Raw genomic sequence first — 21,192 nt, 5'->3', positions numbered from 1 at the left:
CGTTGCCGCAGAATTAACTGCGAACCAGGAGTCAAAGTGACGCGCAGATCGTTTCTGACACTCGCGTGTAGCGTGATGATGTTGTCCGCCTGCGGCTTCCAGCTGCGCGGTCAGTCGGATTACGCGTTCAAGCGTCTTGCCATTACCGGCGGAGCACCGGCGTTCTCCGCTCGCCTGACCCGCATTATCCAGGGCGGCAGCGACACGGTCGTCGTCAATTCGATTGCGAATGCGGACGCGGTGCTGAGAGTCTCCGAATCGACCGGTGCGAGCGTGCTGACGCTGAATTCGCTCGGTGTCGTCGAAGAGTATGCGTTGACGTATTCCATTACGTACACGCTGGTCGGCAAGGACGGGACCGTATTGATTCCGAACAGCGCGATCGCGTTGAATCGGGCCATGACGTATAGCGACCAGTTCTCGCAGTCGAAGTCGGCCGAAGCCGATCTGCTCTACGCGGACATGCGTAACGATGCGGCTGATCAGCTTTGGCGGCGTCTCGCGATCGTGAAGTCGCTGCATCCGGCGCCGGGCGAGGGTGTGCCGGCCGTGGCGCCGCGTGCGCCGTTGCCGCCGCCGCCGCTTTGATCATCGTTTGTCACGATAGCCATGCAACTGCGACTTGACGCGCTTGAAACGCATCTGGCGAAAGGACTCGCCGGCCTGTACGTCGTGTACGGTGACGAGCATCTGCTCGCACAGGAAGCGTGCGACCGGATTCGCGCCGCCGCGCGTGCGTCGGGTTTTACGGACCGCAATGTGTTTACCGTCGAACGCGGCTTCGACTGGAGCTCATTGCTGGGCGCGAGCCAGTCGATGTCGCTGTTCGGCGACCGGCAACTGGTCGAGCTGCGCATTCCGACCGGCAAGCCCGGCAAGGAAGGCGCGGAAGCGTTGAAGACGCTGGCCGATGCGGCCAATCCCGATACGTTGACTCTGGTGACGCTGCCGCGGCTCGACGCGGCGACGCAGAAGGCCGGCTGGTTCACCGCGCTGGCCGATGCAGGCGTCGCGCTGAAGATCGATCCGGTCGAGCGCGCGCAATTGCCGAACTGGATCGGGCAACGGCTTGCGCTGCAGCAGCAACGCGTCGCGCCGGGCGAAGACGGCCGGCGCGCGCTGCAATTCATGGCGGAGCGGGTCGAAGGCAATCTGCTCGCTGCGCATCAGGAAATCCAGAAGCTCGGGCTGCTTTATCCGGCGGGCTCGTTGACGTTCGAGCAGATTCAGGACGCGGTGCTGAACGTCGCGCGCTATGACGTATTCAAGCTGAACGAAGCGATGCTGGCGGGCGACGTCGGTCGCTTGTCGCGCATGCTCGATGGTCTGCGCGGCGAAGGCGAGGCCGCGGTGCTGGTGCTGTGGGCAGTGGTTGAAGAGGTGCGCACGCTGTTGCGCATCAAGCGCGGTGTCGCGGCGGGTAAGCCGCTTGCGATGCTGACGCGTGAAAATCGCGTGTGGGGGCCGCGGGAGCGGCTGATCGGTCCGGCGCTGTCGCGCGTGACGGAAGCGGCGCTCGAAAAGGCGCTGACGCTCGCGGCGAAGCTCGACCGGCAGGTAAAAGGCCTGTCCGGCAGCACGCCGGGCAACCGGCTCAACGATCCGCCGCCCGACCCGTGGGCGGGACTCTTCGAGCTGGCGATGACGGTTGCCGCGCCGCCACCAACCGCCGCTGGCCAAGGCGCGCGCGCGGGGGCGGGCATGCCGGCGAAGACGCCGGCGACCGTGCCGGCCAGAAGCGCCGGGCGACCGTCGCCCGCGGCGCCTGCGCGGCGGCCGTCCTGACGGGCGTGTCTGACGGACTTGTTCCGCGCGGGTGTCGCGTTACGGCGATGGCCGTGCCGCGCGTCGTTGCGGCGCGCAACGTGCACATGACGACCCGGTTCACCTTGTCGCGGCGCATGCATTTCCGCCTCGACTTACAATCGAATTGATGTTCGCTAACTGACAGTGCTCGCGTCTCGTGATGAGGCGCGGCGCGACGGAAATCACGATGGATATCGACCAGTACATGACCGACCTCGGCCGCCGCGCGCGCCGCGCTTCGCGCGCGATGGCGCGGGCGTCGACGGCGGCGAAGAATGCCGCGCTCGACGCGGTTGCGCGCGCGATCGAGCGCGACGCCGCGCAGTTGAAGGAAGCGAATGCGCGCGACGTCGCACGGGCTCGCGAGAAAGGTCTGGATGCCGCGTTCGTCGATCGGTTGACACTATCGGACAAGGCGTTGAAGACGATGGTCGAAGGCTTGCGGCAGGTCGCCGCGCTGCCGGATCCGATCGGTGAGATCAGCAATCTGAAGTACCGGCCGAGCGGGATTCAGGTCGGGCAGATGCGCGTGCCGCTCGGTGTGATCGGCATCATTTATGAGTCGCGGCCGAATGTGACGATCGACGCGGCCGCGCTGTGTTTGAAGTCGGGCAATGCGACGATTTTGCGCGGCGGCTCGGAAGCGCTCGAGTGCAATACGGCGCTCGCGAAGCTGATCGGCGAGGGGCTTGATGCGGCGGGCTTGCCGCAGGATGCGGTGCAAGTGGTCGAAACGCCGGATCGCGCAGCGGTCGGCAAGCTGATCACGATGACCGAATACGTCGACGTGATCGTGCCGCGCGGCGGCAAGAGCCTGATCGCGCGGCTGATGGAAGAAGCGCGCGTGCCGATGATCAAGCATCTCGACGGCATTTGCCATGTGTATGTGGATGACCGCGCGGATCTTGCGAAGGCGATGAACGTTTGCGATAACGCAAAGACGCATCGCTACGGCACGTGCAATACGATGGAGACGCTGCTGGTGGCGCGCGGCATCGCAGCGCAGGTGCTGCCGAAGCTCGGCAAGCTCTATCGCGAGAAAGAGGTGGAATTGCGCGTCGATGCGGCGGCGCGCGCGGTGCTCGAAGGCGCGGGCGTCGGGCCGCTCGTCGATGCGACTGAGGAAGATTGGCGTACCGAATATCTCGCGCCGGTGCTGGCGGTGAAAATGGTCGACGGCATCGATGAAGCGATTGAGCACATCAATACGTACGGCTCGGCGCATACCGATGCGATCGTCACCGAAGATCACGACCGCGCGATGCGGTTCCTTCGCGAAGTGGACTCGGCGAGCGTGATGGTCAATGCGTCGACGCGTTTTGCGGACGGCTTCGAGTTCGGCCTGGGTGCCGAGATCGGCATTTCGAACGACAAGCTGCATGCGCGCGGGCCGGTGGGACTCGAAGGGCTGACGTCGCTTAAGTATGTCGTGCTGGGGCACGGCGAGGGACGTCAGTAACTTTCGACTCGCGCTCATATTCGAACGAAGAACAGGGACTTCATCGATGCTCTGGATCAAAACGTTTCACATCGTATTGATCGCAGCCTGGTTTGCCGGGCTTTTTTATTTGCCGCGGATCTTTGTGAATCTGGCGATGGAAACGGAACCGGCCGCGGTCGCACGGTTGCTGATCATGGCGCGCAAGCTGTTCAGGTTTATGTCGTTTATTGCGGTGCCGGCGCTGGCTTGCGGGTTGTGGCTGTGGCTCGCAGTGGGCATCGGACGCGGGCAGGGATGGATTCACGCGAAGGTCGGCGTGGTGGTTCTGCTTGTGTTGTATCACGTGTACTGCGGCTTACTGCTGAGGACGTTCGAGCGTGGTGAAAACCGGCGCTCGCATAAGTGGTATCGGATGTTCAACGAACTGCCGGTGCTGGGGATGCTGGCAGCGGTGGCGTTGGTGGTGATCAAGCCGTTTTGATATTGAATTGATCACCAAGGTGTTTGCCATTCCCCAATAGTTTTTTGCTTTCGCGGCTGTCCTCAAAGCAGGTCCGCCGCTCGTTTCAGTCCCCTCCGTTCTCTCTCATCCATCGGGTGGTGCGTTCGCTGCGCCGCCCGCCATCAGCGCGTTTGCGCACGCTAATTCTCTCGAAATATTGACTCGCGGTTGACGCGATTGCTCGCGCTTTGACCGGTCAATCGCGGCGTTCTGAGCGATGACGAATTTTGTCCAAAAATTCGAACTTTCACACATTCCTTCGTTTTGCTTTCTGAGTCTTTCATATCCGTTCGCATGTTGTTTTAAAGCCCGTCACGCCCTATTCGGAGTAATCCGATTCTCGCCTAAGACCGTGCCCCATAAAGTTCACCTCGCGGTGGATGGGCTGGGCGGATTCTCTGCATACCGAATTTCTCCTGCCCCACCTCCGGCTTCGGCCGATCGACACGCGATAGCGGTTCACGATTTCTCGTGTCCCGAGGCCGGTCTGAAGTGTCCATTTTTTCATTGATCAAACGGCGCCGTTGAAGCGCCGCGGGATGTTTTTGCGCCTGTTTTTCGTGCGCTTATCGCTCGGGTTCTGGCGTTTGAATCATTTCGGTATTTTTAGGATTACGTGATGAATAAGACTTATCGGTCAGTCTGGAATGAATCCACTGGGACGTGGATGGCGGTGCAGGAGAATGCGAAGGGACGGGGTAAGAAGTCGTCTGCGCGCAGCTCGATTCGGATTGCGGCCACGCTTTTGGTGATTGGTAGTGGCCTTTACGCTGCTCAGGCAGAGGCGGTAGTAGCAATCACAAAACAGGCGGTGGGAGGGACCACTTGCGAGGATGATGCCGACGACAACAATGGCACATGGGGTGTCATTAACGAGGCGAAGTGTCATCCCAGTGCGGGGACCGGCGCGAGCGGCGTTGGCAATCCGGGCACAAATATTGTGATGTATTCCTCGGGCAAAACATCCGGCACCGAGGATTCCATTGCGGTTGGCGGCTATATGGACGTCTGGAAGACGGCGACGTTCTGGGGCGGCGTCGACATGCAACAGCAGAAGATCAGCCACCTTGCGAATGGGGATGTCACGACGTCTAGTAAAGACGCGATCAACGGCTCGCAGTTGTACGGGGTAGCGGGCAGCGTCGCAACGGCGCTGGGCGGCGGTTCGACAGTGAATACGGACGGCACGGTCAAGACACCGACCTACAACGTCGCAGGCAGCACGTATAGCGATGTCGGCTCGGCACTGGCTGCAGTGGACGCGAAGGCGGGGACCGGTTCGGCAGATGGCGTCAAGTACGATTCGTCAACCCATACTGGCGTAACGCTTAGTGGTGCGGGCGGCACTACGCTGTCAAACGTGAAGGCCGGTGCGGCCGACATGGATGCGGTGAACCTCGCACAACTGAAGGCAGCAGGGCTGAATGTCGACACCTCGGGCAACGTGTCGAACTCGTTCGTCGCTTACGACGATGCAACGAAGGGCACGATCACGCTTGCAGGCGGCACGGCCGGCACGTCAATCACCAACCTGAAGGCAGGCGCCGTCAGCTCGTCCAGCACGGACGCAATCAACGGCTCGCAGTTGTACAACGTCGCAAGCAGCACAGCGCAAGCACTGGGCGGTGGTTCCGCAGTCAACGCGGACGGCGCCATTTCGAAGCCCGAGTACAAGGTTGGCGGCAACACCGTTGACGGCGTCGACGGCGCGGTCAGCGCGCTCGACACGCGCATCACCGACATGTCGTCGGCGGCCAACGCAATTTCCGACAAGTTGAAGTACGTCAAGTTCGGTCAAACCAACGCGCTCGACGCAACCGCTTCCGGCCAGGACGCCGTCGCAATCGGCGGCTTTGCTCAGGCAATCGGCGACAACACGCTCGCGATCGGCGCGCAATCCCGCGCGATGGGGACGAACTCCGTCGCCATCGGCTACGGTTCATCGACGACGCAAGCCAACACCTTCGCGGTAGGCTCCAGCACGGCAAAACGCCGCATCGTCAACGTTGCGGACGCAACCGGCGTCAGCGACGCCGTCACGCTCGGCCAGATGAACACGGCGATCGGCGCAGCCCTCGTCAATTCCGGCGTGAAGAACAATGGCCTGCTCGGCGCGTCGACGATGATGCTCGGCGCAAGCCAGTCCAGCAAGACGCCGGACCAGTTGATCGTCTCGGGCCCGACCACGTTGTCGACCCCGACCGACGCCATCGGCAAGAACGGCATCGCCATCGGTCTGAACTCGCACGCCAACGCGGACAACGCGGTGGCAGCCGGCCAGAACGTCAGCGTGCTCGGCGCGAACGGCGTGGCGGTCGGCCAGAACATCGCGGTCGGCGCGGATTCGGCGGTCGCGATTGGTGTGGCTACCTCGGTCGCATCGGAGAACTCGGTTGCGATCGGTAGCAACGGCACGGAAGTCAACACCAATGCGGCGAATGCTGTCGCGATCGGTAGCGGCGTGTCGGTCGGCGGCCAGAATTCGGTCGGCCTCGGCTCGAACATCGTCGTCGGTACCGCGAACAGCGTGGTGCTGGGCGCAAACAGCTCGGACGACAACCGTGCGAACACGGTGTCGGTCGGCTCGTCGGCAGTGCCGGGCATGGGCACGTCGATGGTGCGTCGCCAGATCATCAACGTGGCAGCGGGTACGCAAGACACCGACGCAGTGAACGTGTCGCAGCTCAAGGGCGTGACGGCTACGCTCGGCGGCGGTGCGGGCGTGAACGCGGACGGCACCATCAAGAAGCCCAATTACAACGTGGCAGGCGGCACCTATACGGATGTCGGCGCGGCGCTGGCTGCGGTCGACACCAAGGCCGGTGCGGGCTCGGTCGATGCAGTGAAGTACGACACGTCGGCCCATGACAAGGTGACGTTCAACGGTGCAAGCGGCACGACGTTGTCGAACGTGAAGGCCGGCGCGGCCGACACGGACGCCGTGAACCTCGCGCAATTGAAGGCAGCGGGGCTGAATGTCGACACGTCGGGCACGGTGACGAACTCGTTCGTCGCATACGACGATGCGACCAAGGGCAAGGTGACGCTGGCTGGCGGCAGCGCGGGTACGACTATCACGAACGTGAAGGCCGGTGCGCTGAGCGCCACCAGCACGGACGCGGTGAACGGCGCGCAACTGTACGCCACGAATCAGAATGTGAGCTCGCTGAACACGCAGATCACGAACATCAACGGTCAACTCGCGGATGCGGTCAAGTACGACACGTCGGCACACGACAAGGTGACGTTCAACGGCACGAACGGCACGAAGCTGTCGAACGTGACGGCCGGCACGGCCGATATGGACGCGGTGAACCTCGCACAACTGAAGGCGGCCGGTCTGAACGTCGACACATCGGGCAACGTGACGAACTCGTTCGTCGCGTATGACGATGCGACGAAGGGCAAGGTGACGCTGGCCGGCGGCACGAACGGCACGACCATTTCGAACGTGAAAGCCGGTACGGCGGATCTGGACGCGGTGAACCTTGCACAGCTGAAGGCCGCGGGTCTGAACGTCGACACGTCGGGCAATGTGACGAACTCGTTCGTCGCATACGATGACGCGACGAAGGGCAAGGTCACGCTGGCCGGCGGCAGCGCAGGCACGACCATCACTAACGTGAAGGCCGGTGCACTGAACGCGACCAGCACGGACGCGGTAAACGGCGCGCAACTGTACGCCACGAACCAGGACGTCGCGAAGAACACGGGCGACATCACCACGCTGAACACGCAGGTCACGAACATCAATGGTGAGCTTGCGGATGCAGTGAAATACGACACGTCGGCGCATGACAAGGTGACGCTGGCCGGTGGTGCGACCGGCACGACGATCACGAACGTGAAGGCGGGCGCAGTGGGCGCAGCCAGCACGGACGCGATCAACGGTTCGCAGCTGTACAACACGGCGGGCAGCACGGCGGCAGCGTTGGGCGGCGGTTCGTCGGTGGATGCGAACGGCCGGATCGTGAAGCCGAGCTACGACGTGGCAGGCGGCACCTACACGGACGTCGGTTCGGCGCTGGCCGCGGTCGACGCGAAGGCTGCATCGGGCTCGGTCGACGGCGTGAAGTACGACACGTCGGCACACGACAAGGTGACGTTCAACGGCACGAACGGCACGAAGCTGTCGAACGTGACGGCCGGCACAGCCGACATGGACGCGGTGAACCTCGCACAGCTGAAGGCAGCAGGCCTGAACGTCGATACATCGGGCAATGTGACGAACTCGTTCGTCGCTTATGACGACGCGACGAAGGGCAAGGTTACGCTGGCTGGCGGCAGCGCGGGTACGACCATCACTAACGTGAAGGCCGGTGCACTGAACGCGACCAGCACGGACGCGGTGAACGGCGCGCAACTGTACGCCACGAACCAGGACGTCGCGAAGAACACGGGCGACATCACCACGCTGAACACGCAGGTCACGAACATCAACGGTGAGCTTGCGGATGCGGTGAAGTACGACACGTCGGCGCATGACAAGGTCACGCTGGCAGGCGGCGCGAACGGCACGACCATTTCGAACGTGAAGGCCGGTGCGGCTGACATGGACGCAGTGAACCTCGCGCAATTGAAGGCAGCCGGCCTGAACGTCGACACATCGGGCACGGTGACGAACTCGTTCGTCGCATATGACGATGCAACGAAGGGCAAGGTCACGCTGGCCGGTGGTGCAGCCGGCACGACGATCACGAACGTGAAGGCGGGTGGTGTCAGCTCGACCAGCACGGACGCGATCAACGGCTCGCAACTGTACAACACGGCAAGCAGCACGGCAGCAGCGCTGGGAGGCGGTTCGTCGGTGGATGCGAACGGCCGGATCGCGAAGCCGAGCTACGACGTGGCAGGCGGCACCTATACGGATGTCGGTTCGGCGCTGGCCGCGGTTGATGCGAAGGCTGCATCGGGCTCGGTCGACGGCGTGAAGTACGATACCTCGGCCCACGACAAGGTGACGTTCAACGGCACGAACGGCACGAAGCTGTCGAACGTGACGGCCGGCACGGCCGACATGGACGCGGTGAACCTCGCGCAGTTGAAGGCAGCCGGTCTGAACGTCGACACATCGGGCAACGTGACGAACTCGTTCGTCGCGTATGACGATGCGACGAAGGGCAAGGTGACGCTGGCCGGCGGCACGAACGGCACGACCATCACGAACGTGAAGGCCGGTGCAATCGGCGCAGCCAGCACGGACGCAATCAACGGTTCGCAACTGTACGGCGAAGCGAACAGCGTCGCGAGCGCACTGGGCGGCGGCGCAGCGGTGAACACCGACGGCACGATCAAGGCGCCGACGTACACGGTCCAGGGCCAGACGAAGAGCGACGTCGGTTCGGCACTGGCCGCGATCGACACGGCGACGACGGGCAACACGACGTCGATCACGAACCTGACGAACAACATCAACAACGGCAAGATCGGTCTGGTCCAGCAGGACGCGGCGACGAAGACGATCACCGTGGCGAAGGCAACCGACGGCACGAAGGTGGACTTCACCGGCACCGCGGGCGCGCGTCAGTTGAACGGTGTGTCGGCAGGCCAGGCGGATACCGATGCAGTCAACATGGCACAGCTGAAGGCGGCTGGCCTGAATGTCGACACGTCGGGCAATGTGACGAACTCGTTTGTCGCATACGACGACGCGACGAAGGGCAAGGTCACGCTGGCCGGCGGCAGCGCAGGCACGACGATCACCAATGTGAAGGCCGGTGCGGTCAGCGCCACCAGCACGGACGCGATCAACGGCTCGCAGTTGTACACGCTCGCTTCCAGCGAAACGAAGGCGCTCGGCGGCGGTTCGACGGTCAACCCGGACGGCAGCATCTCGATGCCTGAGTACTCGGTGGGCGGCAAGACGGTCGACGGCGTCGACGGTGCGGTTACCGCGCTCGACACGCGTATCACCGACATGTCGTCGTCGATGAACGAAATCGCGCCGAAGCTGAAGTACATCAAGTTCGGCGACACGAACGCACTGGACGCGACGGCAGCAGGCGCCGACGCGGTCGCAATCGGCGGCTTTGCGCAGGCGATGGGCGACGGCGCCCTCGCCATCGGCGCGAATGCCCGTGCGATGGCGCAGAACTCGGTCGCGATCGGCTACGGTTCGTCGACTTCGCAAGCGAACACGTTCGCGGTCGGTTCGACGACCAGCAAGCGCCGTATCGTGAACCTGGCTGACGGTACGAGCATCAGCGACGCGGTGACTGTGGGCCAGATGAACACGGCGATCGGTGCGGCAATCACGAATACCGGTGTGAAGAGCAACGGCATGCTCGGCGCGTCGACGATGATGCTCGGTGCAACCTCGAGCAAGACGCCGGACCAGCTGATCGTGTCCGGTCCGACCACGCTGTCGACCGCGACCGACGCGCTCGGCAAGAACGGCATCGCGATGGGTCTGAACGCGCATGCCAATGCGGACAACGCAGTGGCAGCGGGCCAGAACGTCAGCGTGTTGGGCAGCAATGGCGTGGCGGTCGGCCAGAACATCGCGATCGGCGCGGATTCCGCGGTCGGTATCGGTTCGACGGTGTCGGCAGCTTCGATCAACTCGGTGGCCATCGGCAGCAACGGCACGGAAGTGAACACCGGTTCGGACAACTCGGTGGCGATCGGCAGCAACGTGTCGGTCGGTGGCAAGAACACCGTCGCGATCGGCAGCAACATTATCACGGGTACCGAAGGCAGCGTGGTGCTGGGCGCGAACAGCTCGGACGACAATCGTGCGAACACGGTGTCGGTCGGTGCATCGGCGGTGCCGGGCATGGGCACGAGCCTCCTGCGTCGTCAGATCATCAACGTGGCGGCGGGTACGCAAGACACCGACGCAGTGAACGTCTCGCAGCTGAAGGGCGTGACGACTGCGCTCGGCGGCGGCGCCGGCGTGAACGCGGATGGTTCGGTGAACAAGCCGAGCTACGACGTCGCAGGCAGCACCTATAGCGACGTCGGTTCGGCGCTCGCCGCGGTCGACGCGAAGGCTGCGACCGGTTCGGTCGACGGCGTGAAGTACGACACGTCGGCGCACGACAAGGTGACGTTCAGCGGTTCAAGCGGCACGACGCTGTCGAACGTGAAGGCCGGTACGGCCGACATGGATGCGGTGAACCTCGCACAGCTGAAGGCGGCGGGTCTGAATGTCGATACGTCGGGCAATGTGACGAACTCGTTCGTCGCATACGATGACGCGACGAAGGGCTCGATTACGCTGGCGGGCGGCACGGCCGGCACGACCATCGCGAACGTGAAGGCGGGCGCACTGAGCGCCACCAGCATGGACGCGGTCAACGGCTCGCAGCTCTATGCGACGAACCAGAATGTCGCGAAGAACACCGGCGACATCACCACGCTGAACACGCAGGTCACCAACATCAACGGTGCGCTCGCGGATGCGGTGAAGTACGACACGTCAGCGCATGACAAGGTGACGCTGGCCGGTGGTGCGGCAGGCACGACGATCACGAACGTGAAGGCGGGCGCAGTGGGCGCAGCCAGCACGGACGCGATCAACGGTTCGCAGCTGTACAACACGGCAAGCAGCACGGCGGCAGCGCTGGGCGGCGGTTCGACGGTGGATGCGAACGGCAGGATCGTGAAGCCGAGCTACAACGTCGCAGGCAGCACGTATGGCGACGTCGGTTCCGCACTCGCTGCAGTCGATGCGAAGGCGGCAACCGGTTCGGTCGATGGCATCAAGTACGACACGTCGGCGCATGACCGCGTAACGTTCAACGGCGCCAACGGCACGATCCTGTCGAACGTGAACGCTGGTGTGGGCGACAAGGATGCCGTGAACGTCGCGCAGCTGAAGTCGGCGGGTCTGAACATCGACACGTCGGGCAATGTCACCAACGCATTCGTCTCGTATGACGATGCATCGAAGAGCAAGATTTCGCTCGGCGGTGCGGACGGTACGACGATCGCCAACGTGAAGGCCGGTGCGGTGAACGCGGCGAGCAAGGAAGCGATCAACGGTTCGCAGCTGTACAACGTGGCCAGCAGCACGGCGAGCGCGCTGGGCGGCGGTTCGACGGTGAACGCAGACGGTACGGTCTCGGCTCCGACGTACTCGCTGAACGAAGGCTCGACGAGCGTTCACACGGTCGGCGACGCAATCAGCAACCTTGACGGTCGTGTCACGCAGAACACCGGTGACATCACCAACATCAGGAACACGCTGATCGACGGCGGTGTGATCGACGGCACGACGGGCAAGTCGCTCGCCGTGGTGTACGACAGCGCGACGAAGGACTCGGTGACGTTCGGCGGCAAGGATGCAACGGCTCCGGTGGCGCTGCATAACGTCGCGGCGGGTGCGTTGTCGGCGACGAGCACCGATGCGGTCAACGGTTCGCAGTTGTTCGCCACGAACAAACGCATCGACGACATCAACTACAACTTCGACCATATCGGCGATGCTGTGATGTACGACACGTCGGCACATGACCGCATCACGCTGGGCGGTGTTGCCGGCGGCGCGGGCGCCCCGGTGGTGCTGACCAATGTCGCGAACGGCAAGGGTCAGTACGACGCGGTGAACTTCGGTCAGTTGTCGGCGCTGCAAGGTCAGGTGACGAACATCGACAAACGCGTGACGGTCGTCGAAGGTCAGATCACCAACATCAGCGGTGGCGGTAGCTGGAACAACGATGCGGGTGGAAAGAAGATCACCAACGTCGCAGCGGGCACGGCAACGAGCGATGCGGTGAACGTCGGTCAGTTGAACGACGCGGTCGCCGACGCGAACAGCTACACCGATGCGCGTGTGGGCGATCTGCCGCAAGGTATGTCGTCGAAGGACTACACGGACCAGCGCATCAACTCGATGCAGTCGCAGGTGAACAGCGTCGCGAAGAATGCATACGGCGGTATCGCCGCGGCAACCGCGCTGACGATGATTCCGGACGTCGATCAAGGCAAGACGATCGCGGTCGGTGTCGGCACCGGCAACTACAAGGGTTATCAGGCGATGGCGCTCGGCGCTTCGGCTCGCATCACTCAGAACCTGAAGGTGAAGATTGGCGCGGGTATGGCTCCTGGCAACGGCACGACCGTCGGTGCGGGCGCGTCGTACCAGTGGTAATCCGGTAAGCGCAAGGGCGGCGCGGTAATGGCCGCTCGACTGCGGATGGCGAAGCCTCTGTAGTTATTCTTTGCTGCAAGTTGAAACGGGCTCCTTCGGGAGCCCGTTTTTTATTGTGCTGTCGATATACGTTTGGTGGCATCGTTGCGGGCGCAAGGCGCACGCGAGCTTTCGCTCTACTCCTCGGGCCCGATCCGCCTGCGCGTAATCAGCCCCTTCGCGCCGGCCAGCTTCTCCGCGAGCTCCGGTCCACGTTGCAGTGCAACGCCTACCGCCAGAATGTCGCCGATCGCGAGATGCGATGTGCGCGACGTCATCGGCGAAAAAATATCCGTGTCTTCATCGACATTCGCGAAGAGGCCAATCGACGCGATTCGCGCGAGCGGCGAATTACCGTGCGTCACCGCGATCACCTTTGCGCCGGCGGCAAGCGCCGACTTCGCCGCATCGACGATGTCGCGCGTGCGCCCGGTATTCGAAATCGCGACGACCACATCGCCTGCGCCGAGCAGCGCGGCCGACATCAGAAAGGTATGCGGATCCGAATACGCGACGCTCGGCATGCCGAGCCGAAAGAATTTGTGTTGCATATCGAGCGCCGCCACACCTGAACCGCCCGCGCCGTAAAACTCGATCCGGCGCGCATGCGCTAGCAGCGCGATCGCCGCCGCGACGCTGTCCGTCGACAGGTTGTTGCGCACCTGGATCAGCGCGCCGATGGTTCGATCCAGCACCTTGGCGGCGACGCCCGGCGCCGGTTCGTCGGGCCGCACGTCGCGGTAGACCGCGGGCACGTCTGCTGCAATACCTTGCGCAAGGCGAATCTTGAACTCGCGGAACCCCGAAAAGCCGAGCGCATGGCAAAAGCGCGCGATGGTCGGCTGGCTCACGCCGGCGCGCGCCGCGACCTCGGTCATCGACAGATCGAGCACCTCGCGCGGCGCTTCGATCACGTAGTCGGCGAGCTTGCGTTCGGACGGGCGAAGCTGGTCGCGCATCGCTTGCACTTGGGACAACATCATCGGAGAACTCGCACTATGCTGAAGAAACGAGAGGACTATAGCCGATCAGTAGAATAGGTACAAAAACTACATGTCCGCGTATAGGGGATTTCCCTGGATCGGCCGCATTTTGCTCAAACCCTTTAATAATATGGCTCATGAGGCGATTCACTGAATCTCAAATTCAGCGCTTGCCACATTGATAGGATGTAGTTTTTCTACTAATATCGTGTGCACGGCCTCGAGGCCGTCCCCGCGACACCGATATCCGGCGCAGCGCCCCAGCGCGCAACCGTCAGCCGGCGACGAAGGAGCATCGATGGTTTCCCCGCATTCGCAATTGATGAAGGTCACGCGCCGCGTGATCGAGCGCAGCAAGCCGACGCGCGACGCCTATCTGGCTCGCATCGAGCATGCGCAGGGCAAATTCCCGGCGCGCGGCGCGCTGTCATGCGCGAACCTCGCGCATGGTTTTGCCGGACTGGAAGGCAACGACAAACTCGCGATCAAGACGATCGGCCAGCCGAATATCGGCATCGTGTCGTCGTACAACGAGATGCTGTCCGCGCACGCGCCGTACAAGACATTCCCCGACATCATCAAAGCCGCCGCGCGCGAAAACGGTGGCGTCGCGCAGTTCGCGGGCGGCGTGCCCGCGATGTGCGACGGCATCACGCAAGGCAATGCGGGGATGGAGCTGTCGCTGTTCTCGCGCGAAGTGATTGCGATGAGTACGGCCGTCGCGCTGACGCACAACATGTTCGACGCGGCACTTTGCCTCGGCGTATGCGACAAGATCGTGCCGGGCCTGATGATCGGCGCGCTGCAATTCGGCCATCTGCCGACTATCTTCGTCCCCGCGGGCCCGATGACGAGCGGCCTGTCGAATGACGACAAGGCGAAGATCCGCCAGCAGTTCGCGACCGGCGGGTGCGACCGCGGCGCGCTGCTCGAAGCGGAAGCCGCGGCCTATCACGGCCATGGCACGTGCACGTTCTACGGCACCGCAAACAGCAACCAGATGCTGATGGAAGTGATGGGCATGCATCTGCCGGGCTCGGCATTCGTGCATCCGCATACGCCGCTGCGCGATGCGCTCACCGCGCAGGCCGCGCGCCGCGTGCTCGATCTGACGGCCGAGCGCGGCCACTACATGCCGATCGGTCACGTGGTCGACGAAAAGGCCGTGGTGAACGGCATCGTCGCGTTGCTTGCGACCGGCGGCTCGACGAATCACACGCTGCATCTCGTTGCGATTGCGCGGGCGGCCGGCGTGATCATCGACTGGGACGATTTCGATGCGCTGTCGCAAGCGGTGCCGCTGCTCGCGAAGGTGTATCCGAACGGCAAGGCGGACGTGAATCACTTCCATGCGGCCGGCGGCGTCGCCTTCCTGGTTCGCAATCTGCTCGAAGGCGGCCTGCTGCACGACGATGTGAATACGGTCGCGGGCCGGGGGCTCAAGCACTACACCGAAGAGCCGAAGCTGATCGACGGCAAGCTGACCTGGGTGCCAGGCGCCGCTGAAAGCCACGATACGAAAGTGCTGCGCAATATCAAGGAGCCGTTCCAGCCCGATGGCGGCCTGCGCCTGATGCAAGGCAAGCTCGGACGCGGCGTGATCAAGATTTCCGCGGTCGCGCATGAACATCGCGCGGTGAAAGCGCCGGCGATCGTGTTCGATTCGCAGGAGGCCGTGCAGGAAGCGTTCGACAACGGCGACCTGAAGCGCGATTTCGTCGCGGTGGTGCGCTTCCAGGGCGCCCGCGCAAACGGCATGCCCGAGCTGCATCGTTTGACGCCGCTGCTCGGCGTGCTGCAGGATCAGGGTTTCCACGTTGCGCTGGTCACTGACGGCCGTATGTCGGGCGCATCGGGCAAGGTGCCCGCGGTGATTCACGTGTCACCCGAAGCGCTGCTGCAAGGTCCGCTCGGCAAGGTGCGCAATGGCGATACGATCGTGATCGACGCCGAAGCGGGCGTGCTCGACATCGAGATCGACGCGGCGGAGTGGGCGGTACGTCCGCTTGCCGAGTGCCATCACCAGGCGGGCAACGAAGTGGGTTTCGGTCGCGAACTGTTCGGCGTGTTTCGCGCGGCGGCGGCGCCTGCGGAATTGGGCGCCTCGGTGTTCGGGCCGCTCGTCGGCGAGGCCAATGACCACGAGTGTGTGAACGGGCAGGTTCAATCGGGCGCGCATGCTGCAGCCCACTCTTCGAAGCAGGCCGCAGCAACGGCTGCGCACGCGCAACCCAGCCACGCAATGCATAAGTAAGGAGTGTGACCATGACGGCAAAGAAAGTAAGCGATATCGTGCGGCTCGGCCCGGTGATTCCGGTGCTCGCCTTCGATTCGGTCGAGCAGGGCGAGCACGTGTCGCGTGCCTTGCACGCAGGCGGTGTGAAGGTGCTCGAAATCACGCTGCGCACCGAAGCGGGCCTGAAGGCGATCGAACGCGCGAGCCAGCTGGCCGAAGATATCGTCGTCGGTGTCGGCACGATCACGAAGCCCGAGCATTGCGCGCTGGCGAAGAAAGCGGGCGCGCAGTTCGGCGTGTCGCCGGGCTTGACCCGAGACATGCACAAGGCGGCGCAAGACGCCGGTTTGCCGCTGCTGCCCGGCGTGATGACGCCGACGGACATCATCGTCGCGCTCGAGCTCGGCTATGAGATCGTGAAGTTCTTCCCCGCGCAGCAAGCGGGCGGCGTGCCGATGCTGCAGGCATTTCACGGGCCGTTCCCGGCGCTCAAGTTTTGCCCGACCGGCGGCATTACCGCGGAGTCGGCGCCGAATTTTCTCGCGCTGCCGAACGTCGTATGCGTGGGCGGTTCGTGGCTCACGCCGAAGGCCGCGCTGGCTGCGCAGAACTGGGATGAAGTGACGCGTCTCGCGCGCGCCGCGACCGCGCTCGCCGCGCATTGATCACCATGCGTTTGGACTGCTGATTCACTCAGCAACAAACAGGCAACAGGTTCCGCATCACACGATGCCTCGCCGATTCAGCCGCACGGCTGCGACGGCGAGGCATTTTTGTTGATTGCTGCCGGCACGCGTGCGGACGCGCGCCGCGGCTTGTCTTGCTGGTCCTGTCTGCGGCCTTAACCCGCAAGCAGTAAAATTCGCGTCGCGGGTACGCGACGTGCAGCCGTGCTGTGCAATCAAACGAATAACGCAAAGGAGGCGCTTCATGGAAGCTGTCCACGGCAGCATGCTGCTGATCTACGCCGTGATCGCGATCGCCGTGCTGATCCTGATGATCACACGCTTCAAGGTCTATCCGTTCCTTGTTCTGATCATCGTCTCGCTGCTGCTCGGGCTCGCGGTCGGCATGCCGATCGGGTCGATCGTGAAGTCGTTCGAAACAGGCAACGGCAACACGCTCGGTCATATCGCGATCGTGGTGGGCCTCGGCACGATGCTCGGCAAGATGATGGCGGAATCGGGCGGCGCCGAACGTATCGCGACCACGTTGATCCGCTGGTTCGGTGAGAAGCACATTCACTGGGCGATGATGTTCGTCGCGATCATCGTCGGCTTGCCGGTGTTTTTCGAAGTGGGTTTCGTGCTGCTCATTCCGATCGCCTTCAATGTGGCGAAGCGCACCGGCAAATCGCTCTTGCTGATCGGCCTGCCGATGGTCGCGGGACTGTCCGTCGTGCACGGCCTGATTCCGCCGCACCCGGCCGCGCTGCTTGCGGTGCAGGCGTATCACGCGGATATCGGCAGGACCATCGTGTACGGGCTGATCGTCGGTGTGCCGACGGCGGTGGTCGCGGGACCGTTGTTCGCGCTGCTGATTCATCGTCATATCAAGCTGCCCGAGAACAATCCGCTGGCCGCGCAATTCGTCGATTCGGGCGAGCGCAAGGAAAAGCGCGAATTGCCCGGTTTCGGCGTGACGCTTTTCACCATTCTGCTGCCGGTCATTCTGATGCTGATCGGTAGCTGGGCCGATCTCGTCTCCACACCGAAGACGCTGCCGAACGATCTGCTGCACTTTATCGGCAACACCGACGTCGCACTGTTGATCGCGGTGCTTGTCAGCTTCTGGACGTTCGGCGCGCAGCGCGGTTTCAATCGCGAGCAGATCCAGAAATTTTGCGGCGATTGCCTCGCGCCGATCGCGGGCATTACGCTGATCGTCGGCGCGGGCGGCGGTTTCGGCCGCGTGCTGCTGGATAGCGGCATTTCGAAGCAGATCGTCGAGACGGCGACCTCCGCGCATCTGTCGCCGCTGTTGCTCGGCTGGTGCGTGGCCGCGCTGATTCGCCTCGCGACCGGCTCGGCCACGGTGGCGATGACGACCGCATGCGGGATCGTCGCGCCGATCGCCTCCGGGGGCGCGGCGGCGGTCAAACCCGAGCTGCTCGTGCTCGCGACCGGTTCCGGTTCGCTGATCTTCTCGCACGTGAACGACGGCGGCTTCTGGCTGATCAAGGAATATTTCGGCATGACGGTGGGTCAAACATTCAAGACCTGGTCGCTGTGCGAGACCATCATTTCGTTGCTGGGCTTGGGGCTGACCTTTGCGCTGGCGACGGTCGTGTAAGGAGGGTTCGATGATTCTGATTGCGATGGGCGTTTCGGGCGCCGGCAAAACCCGCATCGGCGAGCTGCTCGCCGAGCGCCTGCGGTGCGGCTTCACCGACGGCGACGCGTTTCACAGCGCGGCCAACAAGGAGAAGATGCACAAGGGCATTCCACTGACCGACGAAGACCGCTGGCCATGGCTGAAGACGATTCGCGCGGCGATTGAAGAGAAGCAGCGCGCGAATGAGGACGCGGTGTTCACGTGCTCGTCGCTAAAGCGCGTGTATCGCGACATCTTGCGCGATGGTGACAAAGATGTCTGCTTCGTTTATCTGAAGGGCACGCGTGAAGTGCTCGAAGAGCGGCTGCAAACGCGGACCGGGCACTTCTTCGATCCGTCGCTGTTGCAGAGTCAGCTGGATACGCTGGAAGAACCGGGAGACGATGAAGCGATCACGGTGAGCATCGATCTGACGCCGGAACAGATAGTCGATAACGTGCTCGAGCAGTTGAAGACACGTTAAACGGGCAAAGGCATTCAGACATTCAACAAAAAAGCGCCTCATATGATTGATGGCGCTATTTTTCATTCGCCTTCGCGTCCGAGGTTCCGATGCTAGTGTTTGGACGGCGGACGACCACCGCCTGCGCAGACATCGTCCGCGTCGTCTTCCAGTTCGAGGCTGGCTACGGTCGCGAACATGTCGGCTTCGGCACGCGCGAACGTCGCGTATTCGTCGCTTAGCCGGACGATGATCGCGGCCACCGCGCAATGATCGTCATTCTCGGCTCTTGCCCGTTCTACCGTGTTTTGCAGCAGCTTGGCGAGCGCGCGTAAATCGCCGAAGCGATCCGCGTACCGATAACTGGCTTCCGCCGCTGAACGCCCGAGATTGACGACTTGCGCGGAAACTTTAGGTAAACCAGGTTTATTCATCGTGCGATTTCCCGTTGATTCTCGAGGCGCCCGACACCGCTTGGGGGATAGGGGTGAGCGGGCACGTAGGCGAGGTTGAGAGACCGGGACCAAGAGAACCGGTGGCCTTGCGGCCCCTTGCCCCGGCCCGCCCATGAGGCGCGCAGAGGAAAACCGCACCAACCTGCTTGCGCAGGTTATGCGGTCCTGGTCACCGGGCTCTCACACCCGTCTGTCAGTGTTTTGACAGTGCGAAAATTATAGGATCACGAAGTATTTATTGTCTACCAAACTTGGCTATCAATATCGTCAGGTTGACATCGTGAAGTGGCGGCGAGGTATCGCAAAAAGAAAAACAGCCGTTCAGCGACGAACTGAACGGCTGTTTCTTCAAACGCGCAACGCAAATATTTTCGGCTAGCGCACGTCGTACCGGTTGTACCGGATCATCTACGCGATGCGCTTCGCCAACTCCACCGCCTTGCCGACATACGAGCCCGGCGTCATCGCCAGCAGCCGTTCTTTCGCGTCAGCCGGAATGTTCAGGGTGCCGATAAATGCGTGCAGTCCCTCGCGGGTAATGCCCTTGCCGCGCGTCAATTCCTTCAACTGCTCGTACGGGTTTTCGATTCCGTAGCGGCGCATCACCGTCTGCACCGGCTCGGCCAGCACTTCCCAGCAATTGTCGAGGTCGTCGTTCAGCCGTTGCGGATTCACTTCGAGCTTGTCCAGGCCGCGGATCAATGCGTCATACGCGAGCAGCGAGTAACCGAACGCGACACCGATATTGCGCAGCACCGTCGAATCGGTCAGGTCGCGCTGCCAGCGCGACACCGGCAGCTTGTCCGCGAGGTGGCGCAGCGTCGCGTTTGCCAACCCGAGATTGCCTTCCGAATTTTCGAAGTCGATCGGATTGACCTTGTGCGGCATCGTCGACGAACCGATCTCGCCGGCCTTCGTCTTCTGCTTGAAGTAGCCGATCGAGATATAGCCCCACACGTCGCGATCGAGATCGAGCAGAATGGTGTTCGCGCGCGCGACCGCATCGAACAGCTCCGCCATATAGTCGTGCGGCTCGATCTGAATGGTGTATGGATTGAACGACAGCTTCAGGCGTTCTTCGACCACCTTGCGCGAGAACGCCTCCCAGTCGAATTCCGGATACGCGGACAGGTGCGCATTGAAGTTACCCACCGCGCCGTTCATCTTGCCGAGTAGTTCGACCTGCGCGATACGCTCGATGGCGCGCGCGAGCCGCGCAGCCACGTTCGCGATTTCCTTGCCGAGCGTCGTCGGGCTGGCCGGCTGGCCGTGCGTGCGCGATAGCATCGGCTGTTCAGCCTGCGCATGCGCGAGCGCGACGAGCCGTTGATGCACCGAGCGCAGCGCCGGCAGCATCACATGTTCGCGCGCACCGGCCAGCATCAAACCGTGCGACGTATTGTTGATGTCTTCCGACGTGCACGCGAAGTGAATGAACTCGCTCGCACGCTCGAGCTCGGGCTGGCCTTTCACCGCCTCTTTCAGCCAGTATTCGACCGCTTTCACGTCGTGATTCGTCACGCGCTCGATTTCCTTGATGCGCGCCGCGTCGTGCGCGGTGAAACGCTCGACCAGTTGCAGCAGGAACTGCTCCGATTGCGGCGAGAAGCGCGGCACTTCAGCCAGCCCGGCGTGCGACAGCGCGATCAGCCAGTGGATTTCAACCGTCACGCGGTGACGCATGAACGCGGCTTCCGAGAGCCAGTCGCGCAAGGCTTCGGTTTTTGGCGCGTAGCGGCCGTCGAGCGGGGACAGCGCGGTCAGCGCGAACAGGGTATCGGGACGGGTGTCGGACATGATCAGGCGGGACGCGTAGCGTCAGGACGGGAACGGGGAGAACCGCGAATTTTACCACCGTGG

Annotated in this window: 12 protein-coding genes and 1 pseudogene; 10 read left to right on the top strand and 3 right to left on the bottom strand. The window is 62.9% G+C overall.

Annotated features, from left to right (window positions below):
• The first annotated feature begins 36 nt into the window (after positions 1-36).
• From HV675_RS04330 to HV675_RS04310, 6 genes and pseudogenes are all read left to right on the top strand, one after another.
• Positions 37-588 carry an LPS-assembly lipoprotein LptE gene (locus HV675_RS04330; protein ID WP_175109528.1) on the top strand — a complete coding sequence of 184 codons (552 nt, stop codon included), beginning with the start codon at positions 37-39 and terminating at the stop codon, positions 586-588.
• A gap of 21 nt (positions 589-609) precedes the next feature.
• The gene (gene holA / locus HV675_RS04325) at positions 610-1,785 is read left to right on the top strand and encodes a DNA polymerase III subunit delta (RefSeq protein WP_175109527.1); all 1,176 of its coding nucleotides are present in this window, start codon (positions 610-612) and stop codon (positions 1,783-1,785) included.
• Positions 1,786-1,993: 208 nt separating this feature from the next.
• Entirely contained in the window at positions 1,994-3,265 is a 1,272-nt protein-coding gene (locus tag HV675_RS04320) for a glutamate-5-semialdehyde dehydrogenase (RefSeq protein WP_175109526.1), read from the top strand.
• Between the two features lie 46 nt (positions 3,266-3,311).
• Complete coding sequence (locus HV675_RS04315; protein WP_175109525.1) at positions 3,312-3,728, top strand: CopD family protein; 417 nt, start codon at positions 3,312-3,314, stop codon at positions 3,726-3,728.
• A 640-nt stretch (positions 3,729-4,368) separates the two neighbouring features.
• Positions 4,369-4,494 (top strand): annotated as a pseudogene (locus HV675_RS32920) (ESPR domain-containing protein); the annotation flags it as partial.
• 198 nt (positions 4,495-4,692) lie between these two features.
• Positions 4,693-12,843 carry a YadA-like family protein gene (locus HV675_RS04310; protein ID WP_246270093.1) on the top strand — a complete coding sequence of 2,717 codons (8,151 nt, stop codon included), beginning with the start codon at positions 4,693-4,695 and terminating at the stop codon, positions 12,841-12,843.
• A gap of 176 nt (positions 12,844-13,019) precedes the next feature.
• On the opposite strand, the gene HV675_RS04305 is transcribed toward HV675_RS04310, so the two are convergent.
• Positions 13,020-13,865: a MurR/RpiR family transcriptional regulator gene (locus HV675_RS04305; RefSeq protein ID WP_175109523.1), complete on the bottom strand. Its 846-nt coding sequence runs from the start codon at positions 13,863-13,865 to the stop codon at positions 13,020-13,022.
• A gap of 298 nt (positions 13,866-14,163) precedes the next feature.
• Between HV675_RS04305 and edd the strand changes: the two genes are divergently transcribed.
• From edd to HV675_RS04285, 4 genes are all read left to right on the top strand, one after another.
• Positions 14,164-16,119, top strand: coding sequence for a phosphogluconate dehydratase (gene edd / locus HV675_RS04300; RefSeq protein ID WP_175109522.1), 1,956 nt, complete (start codon positions 14,164-14,166; stop codon positions 16,117-16,119).
• Between the two features lie 11 nt (positions 16,120-16,130).
• Positions 16,131-16,766 (top strand): bifunctional 4-hydroxy-2-oxoglutarate aldolase/2-dehydro-3-deoxy-phosphogluconate aldolase, encoded by a 636-nt coding sequence (eda, locus tag HV675_RS04295; RefSeq protein WP_175109521.1) that lies wholly within the window; start codon positions 16,131-16,133, stop codon positions 16,764-16,766.
• 265 nt (positions 16,767-17,031) lie between these two features.
• Complete coding sequence (locus HV675_RS04290; RefSeq protein ID WP_175109520.1) at positions 17,032-18,393, top strand: GntP family permease; 1,362 nt, start codon at positions 17,032-17,034, stop codon at positions 18,391-18,393.
• Between the two features lie 10 nt (positions 18,394-18,403).
• On the top strand, positions 18,404-18,898 hold the full coding sequence (locus tag HV675_RS04285; RefSeq protein WP_175109519.1) for a gluconokinase: 495 nt from the start codon (positions 18,404-18,406) through the stop codon (positions 18,896-18,898).
• A 92-nt stretch (positions 18,899-18,990) separates the two neighbouring features.
• On the opposite strand, the gene HV675_RS04280 is transcribed toward HV675_RS04285, so the two are convergent.
• Both HV675_RS04280 and purB read right to left on the bottom strand, forming a co-directional pair.
• Positions 18,991-19,311, bottom strand: a complete 321-nt coding sequence (locus HV675_RS04280; RefSeq protein ID WP_175109518.1) for a hypothetical protein — start codon at positions 19,309-19,311, stop codon at positions 18,991-18,993.
• A 429-nt stretch (positions 19,312-19,740) separates the two neighbouring features.
• Complete coding sequence (purB, locus tag HV675_RS04275; protein WP_175109517.1) at positions 19,741-21,129, bottom strand: adenylosuccinate lyase; 1,389 nt, start codon at positions 21,127-21,129, stop codon at positions 19,741-19,743.
• Between the last annotated feature and the right edge of the window lie 63 nt (positions 21,130-21,192).

It is taken from the genome of Paraburkholderia solisilvae, from assembly GCF_902859875.1.
Classification (GTDB): Bacteria; Pseudomonadota; Gammaproteobacteria; order Burkholderiales; family Burkholderiaceae; genus Paraburkholderia; species Paraburkholderia solisilvae.
This window is presented reverse-complemented; position numbering and strand designations above follow the sequence as displayed.

Excerpts from the sequence above, each read along its gene's own strand:
- HV675_RS04310 (WP_246270093.1), top strand. The coding sequence starts at position 4,693 with ATGTATTCCTCGGGCAAAACATCCGGCACCGAGGATTCCATTGCGGTT.
- purB (WP_175109517.1), bottom strand. The coding sequence starts at position 21,129 with ATGTCCGACACCCGTCCCGATACCCTGTTCGCGCTGACCGCGCTGTCC.
- eda (WP_175109521.1), top strand. The coding sequence starts at position 16,131 with ATGACGGCAAAGAAAGTAAGCGATATCGTGCGGCTCGGCCCGGTGATT.
- edd (WP_175109522.1), top strand. The coding sequence starts at position 14,164 with ATGGTTTCCCCGCATTCGCAATTGATGAAGGTCACGCGCCGCGTGATC.
- HV675_RS04285 (WP_175109519.1), top strand. The coding sequence starts at position 18,404 with ATGATTCTGATTGCGATGGGCGTTTCGGGCGCCGGCAAAACCCGCATC.
- HV675_RS04290 (WP_175109520.1), top strand. The coding sequence starts at position 17,032 with ATGGAAGCTGTCCACGGCAGCATGCTGCTGATCTACGCCGTGATCGCG.
- HV675_RS04315 (WP_175109525.1), top strand. The coding sequence starts at position 3,312 with ATGCTCTGGATCAAAACGTTTCACATCGTATTGATCGCAGCCTGGTTT.
- HV675_RS04305 (WP_175109523.1), bottom strand. The coding sequence starts at position 13,865 with ATGATGTTGTCCCAAGTGCAAGCGATGCGCGACCAGCTTCGCCCGTCC.
- HV675_RS04280 (WP_175109518.1), bottom strand. The coding sequence starts at position 19,311 with ATGAATAAACCTGGTTTACCTAAAGTTTCCGCGCAAGTCGTCAATCTC.
- holA (WP_175109527.1), top strand. The coding sequence starts at position 610 with ATGCAACTGCGACTTGACGCGCTTGAAACGCATCTGGCGAAAGGACTC.
- HV675_RS04320 (WP_175109526.1), top strand. The coding sequence starts at position 1,994 with ATGGATATCGACCAGTACATGACCGACCTCGGCCGCCGCGCGCGCCGC.